The sequence below is a fragment of the Alkalihalobacterium chitinilyticum genome (genome assembly GCF_029028005.1).
Lineage (GTDB): Bacteria > Bacillota > Bacilli > Bacillales > Bacillaceae_F > Alkalihalobacterium > Alkalihalobacterium chitinilyticum.
In genome coordinates, this window is sequence record NZ_JAOTPO010000003.1 from 334,380 (window position 1) to 349,174 (window position 14,795).

Annotated in this window: 15 protein-coding genes; all 15 read right to left on the reverse strand. The window is 37.2% G+C overall.

Going from position 1 to position 14,795, the window contains the following annotated elements; translation table 11 throughout:
- Positions 1–30 precede the first annotated feature (30 nt).
- The 15 genes from N7Z68_RS06590 to mraY all read right to left on the reverse strand — a co-directional run bounded on the left by N7Z68_RS06590 (position 31) and on the right by mraY (position 14,780).
- The gene (locus tag N7Z68_RS06590; protein ID WP_275117666.1) at positions 31–285 is read right to left on the reverse strand and encodes a YlmC/YmxH family sporulation protein; all 255 of its coding nucleotides are present in this window, start codon (positions 283–285) and stop codon (positions 31–33) included.
- Positions 286–457: 172 nt separating this feature from the next.
- A complete protein-coding gene (sigG, locus tag N7Z68_RS06595; RefSeq protein WP_275117667.1) occupies positions 458–1,276 on the reverse strand; it encodes an RNA polymerase sporulation sigma factor SigG in 819 nt (272 codons plus the stop codon).
- A gap of 122 nt (positions 1,277–1,398) precedes the next feature.
- Positions 1,399–2,112: an RNA polymerase sporulation sigma factor SigE gene (gene sigE / locus N7Z68_RS06600; protein ID WP_275117668.1), complete on the reverse strand. Its 714-nt coding sequence runs from the start codon at positions 2,110–2,112 to the stop codon at positions 1,399–1,401.
- Positions 2,113–2,139: 27 nt separating this feature from the next.
- The gene (spoIIGA, locus tag N7Z68_RS06605; RefSeq protein ID WP_275117669.1) at positions 2,140–3,063 is read right to left on the reverse strand and encodes a sigma-E processing peptidase SpoIIGA; all 924 of its coding nucleotides are present in this window, start codon (positions 3,061–3,063) and stop codon (positions 2,140–2,142) included.
- A 202-nt stretch (positions 3,064–3,265) separates the two neighbouring features.
- Positions 3,266–4,408, reverse strand: coding sequence for a cell division protein FtsZ (ftsZ, locus tag N7Z68_RS06610; RefSeq protein ID WP_275117670.1), 1,143 nt, complete (start codon positions 4,406–4,408; stop codon positions 3,266–3,268).
- A 189-nt stretch (positions 4,409–4,597) separates the two neighbouring features.
- Positions 4,598–5,875 (reverse strand): cell division protein FtsA, encoded by a 1,278-nt coding sequence (gene ftsA / locus N7Z68_RS06615; RefSeq protein ID WP_275117671.1) that lies wholly within the window; start codon positions 5,873–5,875, stop codon positions 4,598–4,600.
- Between the two features lie 253 nt (positions 5,876–6,128).
- Positions 6,129–6,488 carry a small basic family protein gene (locus N7Z68_RS06620; protein WP_275117672.1) on the reverse strand — a complete coding sequence of 120 codons (360 nt, stop codon included), beginning with the start codon at positions 6,486–6,488 and terminating at the stop codon, positions 6,129–6,131.
- Positions 6,489–6,495: 7 nt separating this feature from the next.
- A complete protein-coding gene (locus N7Z68_RS06625; RefSeq protein WP_275117673.1) occupies positions 6,496–7,203 on the reverse strand; it encodes a DUF881 domain-containing protein in 708 nt (235 codons plus the stop codon).
- Between the two features lie 4 nt (positions 7,204–7,207).
- Positions 7,208–7,921: a DUF881 domain-containing protein gene (locus tag N7Z68_RS06630; RefSeq protein ID WP_275117674.1), complete on the reverse strand. Its 714-nt coding sequence runs from the start codon at positions 7,919–7,921 to the stop codon at positions 7,208–7,210.
- The gene (locus N7Z68_RS06635) at positions 7,911–8,684 is read right to left on the reverse strand and encodes a cell division protein FtsQ/DivIB (protein ID WP_275117675.1); all 774 of its coding nucleotides are present in this window, start codon (positions 8,682–8,684) and stop codon (positions 7,911–7,913) included. Before N7Z68_RS06635 ends, N7Z68_RS06630 begins: the two co-directional genes overlap by 11 nt.
- A gap of 114 nt (positions 8,685–8,798) precedes the next feature.
- The gene (gene murB / locus N7Z68_RS06640; RefSeq protein WP_275117676.1) at positions 8,799–9,716 is read right to left on the reverse strand and encodes a UDP-N-acetylmuramate dehydrogenase; all 918 of its coding nucleotides are present in this window, start codon (positions 9,714–9,716) and stop codon (positions 8,799–8,801) included.
- A gap of 211 nt (positions 9,717–9,927) precedes the next feature.
- Positions 9,928–11,028, reverse strand: coding sequence for an undecaprenyldiphospho-muramoylpentapeptide beta-N-acetylglucosaminyltransferase (murG, locus tag N7Z68_RS06645; RefSeq protein WP_275117677.1), 1,101 nt, complete (start codon positions 11,026–11,028; stop codon positions 9,928–9,930).
- Positions 11,029–11,241: 213 nt separating this feature from the next.
- Positions 11,242–12,342 carry a stage V sporulation protein E gene (spoVE, locus tag N7Z68_RS06650; RefSeq protein ID WP_275117678.1) on the reverse strand — a complete coding sequence of 367 codons (1,101 nt, stop codon included), beginning with the start codon at positions 12,340–12,342 and terminating at the stop codon, positions 11,242–11,244.
- Positions 12,343–12,443: 101 nt separating this feature from the next.
- Positions 12,444–13,802, reverse strand: a complete 1,359-nt coding sequence (murD, locus tag N7Z68_RS06655; protein WP_275117679.1) for a UDP-N-acetylmuramoyl-L-alanine--D-glutamate ligase — start codon at positions 13,800–13,802, stop codon at positions 12,444–12,446.
- Positions 13,803–14,780, reverse strand: a complete 978-nt coding sequence (gene mraY, locus N7Z68_RS06660; protein WP_275117680.1) for a phospho-N-acetylmuramoyl-pentapeptide-transferase — start codon at positions 14,778–14,780, stop codon at positions 13,803–13,805.
- Positions 14,781–14,795: the final 15 nt, after the last annotated feature.

A 14,795-nucleotide genomic window follows, 5' to 3' on the forward strand; every position in this document is an offset into this window, starting at 1 on the left:
ATAAAGCCCTTTTTTCCAAATAACCAACCTTTAATAACGCTGATAAGGCTCTGGAACTTGCACTAAAATAACATCATTTCCAATTTTAACGATATTGCCCCATGGAATGACAACCTCTTCAGTCTCTCTATTGAAAAAACTCATCATTTTTCCTGTACCATTAATAATGATTGCATCAATTTGACCTGTCGATAGATTAATATCAAGATCTGATAAATTCCCTAAGCGTTTACCATTTTCCATGTTGACGATGTCTTTTGATTGTAAATCAGATATTTTCATCATCTTGGAATCATCCTTTCTTTTGACCATGCTATATTACTTCATCTATATGATAAAACAACCGATAATATCTCAAAAATAAGGAAAATGGAAGACGACCTATTTGTTCCTGCAACAAGGTTGTTTAAAGAAAAAAGACTGAGTAACATTTACATCATGTTACTCAGTCTTTTTATTAGCTTTGTGCGTGTTTATTCATTTGTTGGATTGCGGCTTTTTCAAGCCTTGATACTTGAGCTTGTGAGATCCCGATTTCATCAGCAACTTCCATCTGTGTTTTCCCTTGGAAAAACCTCATATTTAAGATTAGTTTTTCCCTGTCATTTAATCGGATCATCGCCTCACGTAGCGCGATTTCTTCGACCCAATTAACATCTTTTTGCTTGTCATCACTTATTTGGTCCATTACATAAATCGGATCTCCACCATCATTGTAAATCGGCTCAAAAAGGGATACCGGATCCTGAATAGCGTCCAAAGCGAAAACAACATCCTCCTTTGGAACATCCAGTACTTTAGAAATCTCTAGTACCGTTGGCTCTCGGTCTCGGTTCTTTTCAGCCATTAGCTGGTCACGAACTTGTAATGCTTTATAAGCAATATCACGTAAAGACCTAGATACTCGAATAGGGTTATTGTCTCTTAAGTACCTTCTAATTTCACCGATGATCATAGGGACAGCATATGTAGAAAATTTTACATTTTGGCTTAAATCAAAGTTATCAATTGATTTCATTAACCCGATACAACCAACTTGAAAAAGATCATCTACATACTCACCACGGTTATTAAAGCGTTGGATTACGCTTAGGACAAGACGAAGATTACCATTAACCAACTTTTCACGGGCACTAATGTCACCGCTTTGCATTTGCGTAAATAATTCACGCATTTCCTTATTCGTCAGAACTGGTAATTTCGCTGTGTCAACTCCACAAATTTCAACCTTATTTCGTGTCAATTCTTTCCCTCCCAACAGGAGAATGATGTTCATGTAAAGTATCTCCTTGAGAGGGAAAAATATGCATCTGTATTCTTTGACTATCTCTAAATAAAATTGAATGAGTTCATGGTATTACAACGTTCATAAGCATTTAAATATTTTTTTGGGGCGATTTAGACCATTTTATTAAATTCTTTTCTTAATCGCTTTATAATGCGCTTTTCAAGACGTGAAATGTAAGACTGGGATATACCGAGTAAATCAGCAACATCTTTTTGTGTTTTCTCCTCATCACCAGCTAATCCAAATCGAAGCTCCATAATTTGTTTCTCGCGAGCATTGAGAGTGTGTAATGCTTTGACTAACAATTTACGGTCAACTTTTTCCTCAATTCCTTTTGTAATGATATCTTCTTCTGTTCCAAGGACATCAGATAGTAGTAATTCATTCCCGTCCCAATCAATGTTAAGAGGTTCATCAAAAGAAACTTCTGATCTAATTTTATTATTACGGCGTAAATACATTAAAATCTCATTTTCGATACAACGTGAAGCGTAAGTTGCTAACTTAATTTTCTTTTCTGGGTTAAATGTATTTACTGCCTTAATAAGTCCAATTGTACCTATACTAATAAGATCCTCAATATTAATTCCCGTATTTTCAAATTTACGTGCAATGTAAACGACAAGTCTTAAGTTCCGTTCAATTAGCATTGCCCGAACTGCTTTGTCCCCACTAGGAAGTTTACTTAATAAATGTGCTTCTTCTTCCTTAGATAATGGTGGCGGCAATGCTTCACTCCCACCGATATAATAAATTTCGTCCGGTTTCATTCCCAATCGATATAAGATTTTTTGCCACATCAACGTAAACTTCAACTTTAGCATGTCATTGCCTCCTCAATAAAAGTGAAACTAAGCTAATTTTTTTCCTTCTCCTGCAACAAGCATCTTCGGATGAACAATACATTGATAGTCTCCATCGTTTGATAGTTTCATATCGTTAATCCCAATCAGTACCTTCTTAACGAGATGTTGTTCATCGGCCGTCGTCACTTTAACACGATCCGGCTTGATGGCGATCATAAATTGTTGGTCTTTGCCTACTACCCGGTATGGAATGATGCGAATTCTCTCAGCAAAAGGGTGATTCTCCTGGTAGATTTTCTCCATATTTTCATAATCGAGAAGTAGTTCAATTTCTTCCTTGTTCAGCATAGAATGTAATGCATCCTTTTCTAAAACCATAACTGGAGCTCTTGAAATCGGATCATGTAATTGGTTTCCACTATCGACTAGACCCTTCACATACAACAGTTCATGCCCAATTGAGATTTCCACACTTACCACTTGTTCATAATGAATTTTCCTTGCTTCCACTTGTTTTAATTGGTGTTTTGAGAAAAGCCATACGAGAGGAAAACCAATTAAAACAAATAACCAGCTAAATGTACTACCGAAGCCTGATGTCTTCGTAAACATAACCCCATCCAAAACTTCAACCTCGGTTTGCCAAAAGAAATGAAGTGCAAACAAGCCTCCTCCCGTCATAAAAGTAACAAAGTAAAACATAAATAAATTTTGAATAAAGTACGTCAACCGGTAAAACCCAAAAGCGATCCAAACAATTGCCATTGAGTATAATATTTTCATCCAAGGTTGGTAAAACAAATGGCCAATCGGTGTAAACATAAAAAATACTATAAGTGATGCAAAAAGGGCTGCTAAGAATAACCGCCATTTATGTATTGTTCTTTTTAGTGTAATTGCGGTTATCCAGATTAAGAGAAAATCAATACATAAATTAAGAAACCAAATAACATCCAAATAAATGGTCATTGCATGTCCTCTCATTCACAATTTGGTATGTTTTAGCCAAGTATATATCAGATTCTATTTATAAGTCTGTCAGTTTATGACGAGATTAAATAGTTATTTTGATAGATATACACTTATACTGTCTAATGAACCTGATAATTGATTGACAATTTTTTGCATAAAAAAAAGAACTGACTCATAGTGGTCAGTTCTTCGTATTTTTTTACTTTGAACGTCTGCGTCGATTACGTAAGAACGTTGGAATATCCAGCGTATCTGCTTGTTCTGGCTGTTGCTGAACTTGAGGATTTAGTCTAGGCTCTTTTACTTCCTCTTGCTTTGGAACCGGATTACTAACTTTCGTTTGAACAGACGGTCGTTGCAATTGTGTTTTTCCTAACGTGTTACTTTCACTATCTTCAAACCCCGTAGCAATGACAGTTACTACAATCTCATCTTTTAGATTTTCATTAATAACAGAACCGAAGATCATGTTCACTTCAGGATCTGAAGCACCAGATACTATTTCAGCAGCTTCATGAACTTCGTAAAGACTTAAATTCCCACCACCAGTAATGTTCATTAAAACACCTTGTGCACCATCTACTGAAGTTTCAAGTAAAGGACTGGAAATAGCTTTTTTAGCAGCTTCTGCCGCGCGATTTTCACCCGTGGCAATCCCTATTCCCATTAACGCAGAACCTTTATCAACCATAATCGTCTTAACATCAGCAAAGTCTAGGTTAATTAAACCTGGAACTGCAATTAAATCTGAGATACCTTGTACACCTTGACGTAAAACGTTATCTGCTTCACGGAATGCTTCTAGCATTGGTGTATTTTTATCTACGATCTCTAGTAGACGATCGTTAGGGATAACGATCAATGTATCTACTTTCTCTTTTAAAGCATCAATTCCACTACCAGCTTGCGTCGAACGCTTACGGCCTTCAAACGTAAATGGTCGAGTTACAACACCCACAGTTAAAGCACCTAGTTCTTTTGCAATTTCAGCAATTACTGGTGCAGCACCTGTTCCAGTTCCTCCACCCATTCCTGCTGTAATAAAAACCATGTCAGCGCCTTGTAAAGCCTCTTCAAGTTGTTCCTTACTTTCTTCTGCTGCTTTTTTTCCGATGTCAGGATTAGCACCTGCACCCAATCCACGTGTCAGTTTACCGCCCAATTGCAGTTTGATTTCTGCTTTCGATAAATGTAATGCTTGAGCATCTGTATTTACAGCGATAAACTCAACGCCTTGTAAACCATTTTCAATCATACGGTTAACAGCGTTACTTCCGCCACCACCAACGCCGATGACTTTTATTGTCGCTAGTTGATCCATATCCATTTCAAACTCTAACATGTAAGGTCCTCCTAATTCATCATGTATGCCAAAAATCACTAGTAGAGGTTCAAAAAGTCCAATATTTGTCTAATTTTCGTTCGTCTAGTCTGCGTACCTCACGTATCAAAAGGCTACGCTGGGTACTCGCTCGTTACTGCAAGCCTCAAACTACTCGGATCTTTTTGCCTTCCTCATAAACACGAATTATTATTCAAAGAAAACTTTAAACCAATTTTTTACTTTTTTCATACCTTCTTTATCCTCTTTCGCCTTAGGAGTTGCTTTTTCCTTCTTAGAAGGCGATTTTTCTCCTTGGTTTAAGTCAGAAACTGAAGCAGCTACTTCTTTTCCTTGGATTTTAACGTTACGGTATGCAAATTGTATCAAGCCAACTCCAGTTGTATATTGCGGTTCTCGAACACCAATATAATCTGGTATAGCAATTCGAACGTTACTACGAAGTACTTCACGAGCTAATTCTAATACTCCCGGAACCATTGCAGCTCCTCCTGTTAGGACATAGCCACCCGGAAGTACTCCAAAACCTAAGCGCTGTACTTCTTTTTCAATGAACTCAAACATTTCATCCATACGAGCTTCGATAATGTGTGCAATATCATATTGAGAAAATTCATCTTGGTCGTTACTACCGATGACTGAGACTTTAAATACTTCTGCATCAGAAGCTTCATCAATGTAGGCATGTCCATGCTTTAATTTAATCCGTTCAGCTTCTTCAGTAGAAGTCCTTAAACCAATTGCAATATCATTTGTCACATGGTCCCCACCAATTGGTATTACAGTTGTCGCTTTAAGCGTTCCTTGCTCAAAGATTGAAACAGTAGTTGAACCGCCACCAATATCCACAAGACCTACACCAAGACTCTTTTCGTCTTTTGAGATCGCTACTGCACCACCAGCTAGAGGTTGCAGGCAAATATCAGCAATTTGTAACCCCGCACGTTCTACACATCTTAATAAATTATGTAAGATAGTCTTAGAGCCTGTGATAATTGTTCCTTCCATTTCTAAACGAACACCTATCATACCACGAGGGTCATTAATTTCATCTAATCCATCCACTATAAATTGACGAGGGATTACATCAATAATTTCACGTTCTGGCGGTATGGAAACCACCTGAGCAGCATCGATAACACGAGCAATATCTTCATCACCTATTTCACGGTCAGGGCTAGAAACTGCAACTACACCATGACAAGGTTGTAATTGAACATGATTTCCGTTTACACCTACAATAACTTGCTTTATTGATAAACCGATCATTCGTTCTGCTTGATCGACAGCTCTTTTAATTGATTTTACCGTTTCATCAATATCCACAATGGAGCCTTTCTTAATTCCATGGGACTTCGTATTTCCAACACCAATGATGTTTAGTGATCCATTGGTCATTTCTCCAATGATTACTCTTACATTGGATGTACCGATGTCTAAGCTAACATAAATATCATTGTTGTTCATCTGTGGCACCTCCTTTTGTTCTTTATAGCAATTATACTGCTATATTATTACTGCAATTCTTAGATAATCAAATCAAATACCATAAATGTTTAAAAGCTCTCGCGAGAAAACAAGAAGGGAAAATTTATTTAACTATAAAATAATTCAACATTAAATGTCTTTTCCCTTTTATTTTTTTGATTTTCTTTACAATTCTCACTTTTTTTTCAAAAATCTGCTTGTTTCATAACTTAAGAGACTATTTTATAGTTCTCTAAGCTTTGTTCTCATTCCTTCTTTCTTTCCAATTCGACAGCATCATTCGGCGAATAACCGCAATATTATTAAAGAGTCGTACACCGAAAGCAAAAATTGCTGCTAAATATAAGTCTACACCAAGATGGACACCTAGAAAAGCTAAACCTGCAGCAAGTAGGATATTAAAAAAGAAACCGGTGAGAAAGACATTTCCGTCAAAGCTATTTTGTAAATGTGCTCGAATTCCACCAAATAATGTATCTAATGCAGCCAATACTGCAATTGATAAATAATTGGAATATTCATCAGGAATACGAAATTCTGTAAAAAAACCTAATATCACTCCTAAAATCAAACCAATAATTGGCAACCACATCGGTTGGTTAATCCTCCTTCACTTGCTCCATATACCGCACCCTTGGTGTATCATCAAAAGCTGGTAATTCAAGATAATTAATCGGTGTAGACGTTAATTTTAAATTATCAATTTCAAAGTACTCTACAGACTCTGAAACGACCATTTCATTGTGTAGTTTTTGGGCATCATTCGTTAACACCTTAATCTCTATCGGTAATGGCGGTAATCTCCTGTTATTAACACGAGTAACACCATTTACTTCACGAAAAGCAGTTGTTGAAATAATCCTCTGGTTTCCAATCGCAATCTCCTCGGCACCATTGAAATTTAATTCGTTTACTAAAAACCGCAATAAGACGGGAGAAACTGAATGTCTTTGATGGCCGAAAAATTGATCATGGTAAAGTGGTTCAATCGTAAGGATAATTCCTTCCCCTGAAGATTCTGTAAGGCCGGCTTCTTTTCTTAACTTGTCTATTTGCTCTTCCATTACGGTTTCAACGTTTTCCTTATGATCACTTAATGATGTTTCATACTGAGTTATTAAAGTGGCATATTTCTCTATTTCTTGTGTGAGTTGCTGATGTCTATCTTGCTCTGCTCTTAATTCTTTACGCAGTTCTCTAATATCTCTTGTGTCTCGAACGACCGGTTCTTTTGTAGACTGAAACTGAATAGCTAACATAAACCCGATGATAAGAGTAACAATCATAAAAATCACTTGTTTATTCATTATGTCACCTACTTTCAGATAAGTAAGGTTCCATGACTATTTCGTTTTTTTGTTGTAGCCTTACTTCAATAAGGTCATTTAGTAATTGGTCTCTTACTCCACCAGGTAATGTCATTGATCCTTCTAAACTTGATGGGTCCCCGATTGCTGTTATAACGAATGGGGCGTAAGAGGTATGACCGTCAATATAAATTACAGGTCCGATACATTGTATATAAGAATTGCTGGAAAGACGGTAGCCATTGATAGCAACTGCTTCAGCCCCAGCTACTAACAATTCATCTACGACTTTTTGAATTTGTTCTTCATGAACGATATAATCATTCGGGTTAGCACCATCGGGAACATATGAATTATCAGATAACGTAACTTCAATTCCTGAACCTTTAACTTTAACCGTACCAACCAGCTTTCTTAACCGATCTAAATCTTCAATTAACGAAGCTACTCTTAATTCTTGTTCTTCTGTTAAATCTGCTATTTGTTCTTCAATCTCTCTAAGCTGAGATTGGTAACCACGTAAATCTTCTTGTAAATTCCGATTTACTGCTTGTTCTAAAATAATATTGTTGCGAAGTTCATCCTCATGTCTCCATTGGCGCTGAGAGATCGGATTTGTATCTTGATGCTCTTTCGCAAATTGATAAGATACAGCTATAATAAATCCGGTTACCAACAGGACAAGTGAAAGAATAACGTGTTTACCATTAACCTTCACCTTCCTCTTCCTCCTCACCAAAAAACTCCTCAAAATAAGGTGTCATCCTCATATGAATGATCCCTGCTTTACTCGGATCAATTTCTTTAACAATGGAAGGGTAGGGTGCGATTCTTTCTGCAAAATTCCGAACAGTAGAATGCACTTCATACCCATCATTCATATATACAATAACTCTTAACGGGTCAGTTTCTGTAGGCGTATAATAAATCTCTGAAATTCTATTAAACAACCCATCGGATAACTTGGTTATTTCCGCCGCTAATTCTTGTGCTACTGGCCCAGACTCCCAGTCTTTTAGTATAGGTGCATCAACCGGCATTTGGTTTGGTGGTAGTTCATCCAAGAAAACTCCAGTACTTAGAATAGGATAGTACTTTCCTTCCTGGTACATATATGCGACTCGTTGATATTCAACAACATGAATTTCAATCGTATTAGGGAACTTTCGTGAAAGATCAGCTTTTTCTATTTCATCTAGATTAGTTATTCTTTCTTTCACTTCTTCTTGATTTAGTTTCCAGAGGCTTGTCCCATTGTTCAGCTTTGACGCTTTAACGATAGTCTCGGCAGGCAGGTAATAGTTTCCGTGGACTTCAATCATTTTAATATGACTTAAAGGAGATTGAAAATATATGACTAAGAGGATAAGGAAAAAGAAAAAAGATAAAAAGAATATCAATCTTCGGTTTGCTCGGTGCTTTCTTTGTTCCTTTAACTTAGGGATTCTGTCGTTGATGGTAATAACTTTTTCATCAACCATATTCCAACCTCCATTATAAGTGCCTATAGTTCGAAAACGGCATAAAATATATATGCCGTTCACATAAAATTTAATGTTACATTCTTGAATTATAACACAAATCGAAGATTATGCTCAGTCGTTGTTTTGTTTTTTTCCGACAATCTCTACTTCTGTTTCAATCTCTACTTCAAATTCATCACGAATTGTAGTTTTAATGTGTTGAATAAGTTTTAAAACATCATCAGCCTTAGCCTCAGCGACATTTACAATAAAGTTTCCATGCATTTCAGACACTTGCGCCCCACCTAATTGGAAGCCTTTTAATCCTGCTTTTTCTATTAGTTGCCCCGCATAGTTTGGAAGGGGATTTCTAAATACACTGCCTGCACATGGATAATTCCATGGTTGAGATACTCGCCGATAATCTTTATTTTTTTGCATCACCTTTACAATTTCATCACGGTCTCCTGCTTTTAACTGGAAAACAGCCTCTACACATATTGCCTTTTCCTTTTGTAACCTTGAAGTCCGATAGGAAAATTGTAATTCTTCATTTGTCAGCCACTTCATGGTCCCATCTTCAAAAAGAATGTGTGCCTTCGTTAATATTTGTGAAATATCAGAACCATGTGCACCAGCGTTCATAAATACAGCTCCACCTACAGAACCAGGAATTCCACTTGCAAACTCTAACCCTGAAAGTCCTTTTTTACTGATAACCATGGCTAACTTAATAACAGAAAAGCCGCCACCGACTTTTATTTCTTCACCATCTATTTCAAGATGACTAATACCGTCCCCTAATTTAATGACAACACCCTCAATACCGCTGTCACTTACAAGTAAATTTGAACCTCTACCAATAACACGCCAAGGAATTTTATTTTGACGAATTAAAATCATTAATTCTTTTAATGCTTCAACGTCTTTAGGCTCTACTAAAAATTCAGCAGGCCCGCCAATTTTCCAAGTTGTATGATTTGCTAATGGTTCCTGGACGAGGACTTTACCTATATTTTTTTCTCTAAGTTGTTGAATAAATTGTTCCATCGCCTTATATCCCCTCACTTCTTGAAAAGGTCGGTCTGTTTCCAAAGTACTCAGACCGAGATCTTTTCTATACTTTTATCCATTAAAAAGAAGTTATTTTCACTTAAAACTTATTGTCCGCTTATTCACCATTTTATTATATTCTATGCACCTGCCTACTTCACCGTGTTTGTTTACATGCGTTAAAAAGTTCCACTAAGTTCTTTACTTGTTACTTTTTATTTTTCGTTAATTCAGCCAATAAATCTACAAGGTGAGTTGCTGCTTTTGGCATACCCAGTGAAAGAGCTGCATTATGCATTTCTTCCCATTTTCCAGCCTTTTTAAAAATAGTATCAATATCTTCAAGTAATACTTTTCCACTCATTTCCTTTTCGAGGCGGACAATAGCAGCTCCTTTTACACTGAGTGAACGTGCATTCTTTTCTTGATGATTATTCGTTACATATGGGCTTGGAATAAGAATACTAGGTAGCCCTAACGCTGTAATTTCAGCTAAAGTTGTAGCCCCCGCTCTAGCAACAATTAAGTCTACTCCAGCTAACACTTCAGGCATGTTATGAATAAATGGTTTAATAATGACATTCTCCGGGTTCCCTTTTGCTTTTACTTCCTCCATTACTCTTTCGAAATGGACTTGACCAGTTACATATAAAAACTGATAATCAAAGTTTTTCATTTCAGGTAAAACTTCTAAAAATGCGTCATTAATTGGCCTTGCTCCTCGGCTTCCTCCAACAATTAATACAGACTTTTTCCCATCTTTAAGACCTACAGATTGCCTGCCACGTTCAGCATTCGTTGAAATTACTTCCGAAGCTCTCGGATTGCCTAGATATACAGTTTTAGCTTCTGGAAAGAAGGTTTTTGATTCCGGGAATGATAATACAATTTTATCTACATAACGGCTTAGGAATTTATTTGTAAGTCCAGGAACACTATTTTGTTCATGAATAACCGTTGGAATGTTCAATTGTGCGGCTGCAAAAACAACGGGACCGCAAACATATCCCCCCGTGCCGACTACGACATCCGGTTTAAACTCTCTAATCATCTTTTTAGAGTCACTCGTTCCCTTGAGGAAACGGTAGATCGTTTTTACATTATCAAAAGAGACTTTTCTACGAAACCCAGTAATCTTTATTGTTTTAAACGGAATTTTTTCTCTAGTAACTAATTCACTTTCTAATCCATTTTCAGTACCTATGTACAGTATTTCAGCATCTTTGTATTGCTTTTTTATTTCTTGAATTAATGACAAGGCAGGATAAATATGTCCTCCAGTTCCTCCACCACTAACAACTACTCTCATTGAATTCCTCCATTAACTCTGTCTTAATTTCCATACGCCCCTGAGATTTTTCCGGGACTTTTTTTAAACATCCTGTGCTATTACCATTTTATCAGAACGATAACTTGTATTATACATAATGCTTTTAAAGGATTGTGTAAAATTATAAAAGTCTATAAGAAAAATAAATATCCCTCTAGTTAGGCTTCACCTTACTAAGAGGGATTTCTTTTATTATATCCTTGAAAACCTGCTAATGTTAAGTAAAACACCAATTGCAACGAGCATTAGAGTGAGTGAGGACCCGCCATAACTAAGAAACGGCAGTGTGATCCCTGTGACAGGCATAAGTCCAGTAACTACCCCGATATTAATCATCACCTGAATAGCTACCATAGATATAATTCCTACGGCTAAGAAGCTGCCAAACAAATCAGGTGCACCTAATGCCACTCTTATCCCCCGCCATAGAAGAATACCAAACAAAAAGATAACAATGGCCCCGCCAATAAATCCTAACTCTTCGGTTAGTATTGCAAATATAAAATCAGTTTGCGGTTCAGGTAAGTAAAAATATTTTTGGCGACTTTCTCCTAACCCCAACCCAAGTAATCCACCTGGCCCGATTGCATAAAGCGATTGAATAATTTGAAAGCCGCTTCCTAAAGGGTCTGACCACGGATCTAAAAAGGATGTAATTCGCTTTATACGATACGGCGCGGACGCAATCAGTGCTACAAAGCCTGCCACCCCGATCAGGGCCAAACCAACAAAATGAGCAATTCTGGCTCCCGAAACAAAAATCATAACAACGCATGTACCAACCATTACTGCCCCTGTGCCGAGGTCTGGTTGCAACATAATGAGACCGAATGCTAATAAAACTAAAGATAACGATGGAATTAATCCTTGTTTTAAAGATGTAATCTTCTTTTGATTTTCTGATAAGTACTTTGCTAGAAAAGCGATCATGGCCATCTTCATAAACTCGGATGGTTGAATTGAGAATGCCCCAACACCTAACCAGCTCCGCGCCCCGCCACGAACGAGCCCAACGCCAGGAATTAAAACAATAATGAGAAGTATAAAACAAATAATGAGCAAAACCTTAGACCATTTTCGCCACGTCCAATAATCGACGTTCATAACGAAAAACATAGCTGCAACTCCTGCACCAGCAAAAAAGATCTGGCGTTTAGCAAAAAAGAACGAATCGTCGAACTTATATTGAGCCCATACTGCACTAGCACTATATACCATAATAACACCTATCGTTAATAGTGCGATTGTTGCAATCATCAAAAGAAAATCTGGTGCCGTTTTTGTCTTAGGCAACTGTAACACCTCTCTAACTAAAAAGTGTTCGTACAATCAGCTGCTGATCGTACAACCTCTATTACCTAAACATATGCACCAGACTGTTAGAACATGTCCTTTTATCTTTGGATTAATTGCTCAACGGCAAGAATAAATTTGTCGCCGCGTTCTTCAAACGTTTTGTATTGATCCCAACTCGCACAAGCAGGCGATAGTAAGATAACATCACCAGCTTCAGAAAGATCATATGCGACTGGTACTGCTTCTTCTACATTTAATGCTTCTTTAATAATCTCTACCCCTGCTTCTTTGGCAGCAGACTTAATCTTCTCTTTAGTTTCTCCAAACGTAACGACTGCTTTCACTTTTTCTAACGAAGGTATAAAGGCATCAAAAGAATTGCCTCGATCCAAACCGCCAGCTAAAAGAATGACAGGCTCTGTAAAAGCCGAAACAGCAGCTTGAGCAGCTAAAATATTCGTTGCTTTTGAGTCATTAAAGAACTTGCGATTATTATAAGCCGTCACATATTGAACTCTATGTTTAACTCCAGTGAACGACTTTAATACTTGGACGATTTGGTCTGTATGTGCACCCATCGTTTTTGCTGCGGCGATAGCCGCTAATATGTTTTCTAAGTTATGTTTACCAGGAAGAGTAATCTCTGCTTGATCAATGATTTTTTCATCTTTAAAGAAAACAACATGATCTTTTACATATGCACCGTCTGTAACTTCAGTCGTTGTTGAAAAAGGTATTTTCGTGCCTTTTACTCCTTCTGCCAGCTTAACAACATAATCGTCATCGACATTAATTACATAAAAGTCACTTACTTGTTGATTAGCAAAGATTTTGGCTTTAGCATGTCCATAAGCCTCTTTTGTCCCATGGTAGTCTAAGTGAGCATCAAAAAGATTTAATAATACTGCCACCTTTGGATGAAAATTTTCTGTTCCTTGAAGTTGGAAACTTGAGACCTCTGTAACAATAATGTTTTCCGTAGTCGCTTTTTCTGCAACTTCGCATGCCACTGTTCCAATATTTCCAGCCACTAAGGGCTCCTTGCCGCTATTTTTTAACATCTCAACAACCAATGTTGTGGTCGTCGTTTTTCCATTGGAACCAGTAATCGCAATCATATCAGCTTCTGACAGCATGGACGCTAATTCCACTTCTGTAACGACAGATATTCCTCTCTGTATCGCTTCAGCAATTAATGGATTACTATAAGGGATGCCCGGGTTTTTAACGATAAAGTCAATTGGCTCATCCAATAATGTTAATGGATGAGCGCCACAAACAACCTTAATTCCCAAACTTTCTAGTTCTCTTGCTTTAGGATTTTCTTCAATTGGTTTAGCATCATTGACAGTTACGTGAGCACCCAGCCGAAATAAAAGCCGGCTAGCAGCTTCCCCGCTTTTTGCTAAACCTAAGACGAGTACATGTTGATTTTTAAACTGTTGTTCATTTTTCATCTAAATCCACACCTCTAAGTAAATTCCTAATACTGCAAAAAGCATACCTACTAACCAAAATGTAACTACCACTCGCCATTCCGACCAGCCTGACAGTTCATAGTGATGGTGGAGAGGACTCATTTTAAATACCCTCTTACCTCTTGTTTTAAATGAAATTACTTGGATTATAACCGAAAGAGTTTCAATAACAAAGACCCCGCCGATAATAACAAGTAAGATTTCTAATTTGGTTAAAATCGCAACTGCTGCAATTGCACCACCTAAAGCAAGCGAACCGGTATCACCCATAAATACTTTTGCCGGGTGTGCATTAAAAACTAAAAAGCCTAATACCGCTCCTACAACTGCTCCACAGAAAATAGCGACATCAAACATTTCTGCATTCCATGCTAAGATGGCAAATGCTCCAAATGCGATTGCACCTGTACCAGCTAGTAAACCGTCTAAACCATCCGTTAAATTCACCGCGTTTGACGCACCTACTAACATAACAATGATAAGCGGGAAATAAAGCCAACCAAAATCAATTGAAAGGTTAGTTGCTGGAATAGCAATTTCTGTTGAAAAGTCGAGCATACGTAATCCTAGATAAAAAATAATAGCAATAACGAGTTGACCGACTAACTTTTGCTTTGATGTAAGCCCTAAATTCCTCTTCATCACAACTTTAATAAAGTCATCTAAAAAGCCTAATAATCCGTAACCTAATGTTACAAATAACAGCAACCAAATTTCTGTCGTGAACGTTAAAAATTTTGAAATAATAATGACTGTTGTAAGAAGGATCGATAATAAAATCATAACCCCGCCCATTGTCGGTGTACCGCTTTTCTTTTGATGCGATTTCGGTCCTTCATCTCGAATACTTTGTCCAAATTTTAACCTTCTCAGAAATGGAATTATAATTGGGGATAGTATTACGGCAATGAGGAAAGATGCGATTAATGTAAATAATAATGTGATCTGTTCAAACATTGTCATTGCCTCCTT

Coding starts and splice junctions, on each gene's coding strand:
- ftsZ (WP_275117670.1), bottom strand. CDS start 4,408: ATGTTAGAGTTTGAAATGGATATGGATCAACTAGCGACAATAAAAGTC.
- sigG (WP_275117667.1), bottom strand. CDS start 1,276: ATGAACATCATTCTCCTGTTGGGAGGGAAAGAATTGACACGAAATAAG.
- N7Z68_RS06635 (WP_275117675.1), bottom strand. CDS start 8,684: ATGGTTGATGAAAAAGTTATTACCATCAACGACAGAATCCCTAAGTTA.
- murB (WP_275117676.1), bottom strand. CDS start 9,716: ATGGAACAATTTATTCAACAACTTAGAGAAAAAAATATAGGTAAAGTC.
- spoIIGA (WP_275117669.1), bottom strand. CDS start 3,063: ATGACCATTTATTTGGATGTTATTTGGTTTCTTAATTTATGTATTGAT.
- N7Z68_RS06620 (WP_275117672.1), bottom strand. CDS start 6,488: ATGTGGTTGCCAATTATTGGTTTGATTTTAGGAGTGATATTAGGTTTT.
- murG (WP_275117677.1), bottom strand. CDS start 11,028: ATGAGAGTAGTTGTTAGTGGTGGAGGAACTGGAGGACATATTTATCCT.
- mraY (WP_275117680.1), bottom strand. CDS start 14,780: ATGTTTGAACAGATCACATTATTATTTACATTAATCGCATCTTTCCTC.
- ftsA (WP_275117671.1), bottom strand. CDS start 5,875: ATGAACAACAATGATATTTATGTTAGCTTAGACATCGGTACATCCAAT.
- murD (WP_275117679.1), bottom strand. CDS start 13,802: ATGAAAAATGAACAACAGTTTAAAAATCAACATGTACTCGTCTTAGGT.
- N7Z68_RS06590 (WP_275117666.1), bottom strand. CDS start 285: ATGATGAAAATATCTGATTTACAATCAAAAGACATCGTCAACATGGAA.
- N7Z68_RS06625 (WP_275117673.1), bottom strand. CDS start 7,203: ATGAATAAACAAGTGATTTTTATGATTGTTACTCTTATCATCGGGTTT.
- sigE (WP_275117668.1), bottom strand. CDS start 2,112: ATGCTAAAGTTGAAGTTTACGTTGATGTGGCAAAAAATCTTATATCGA.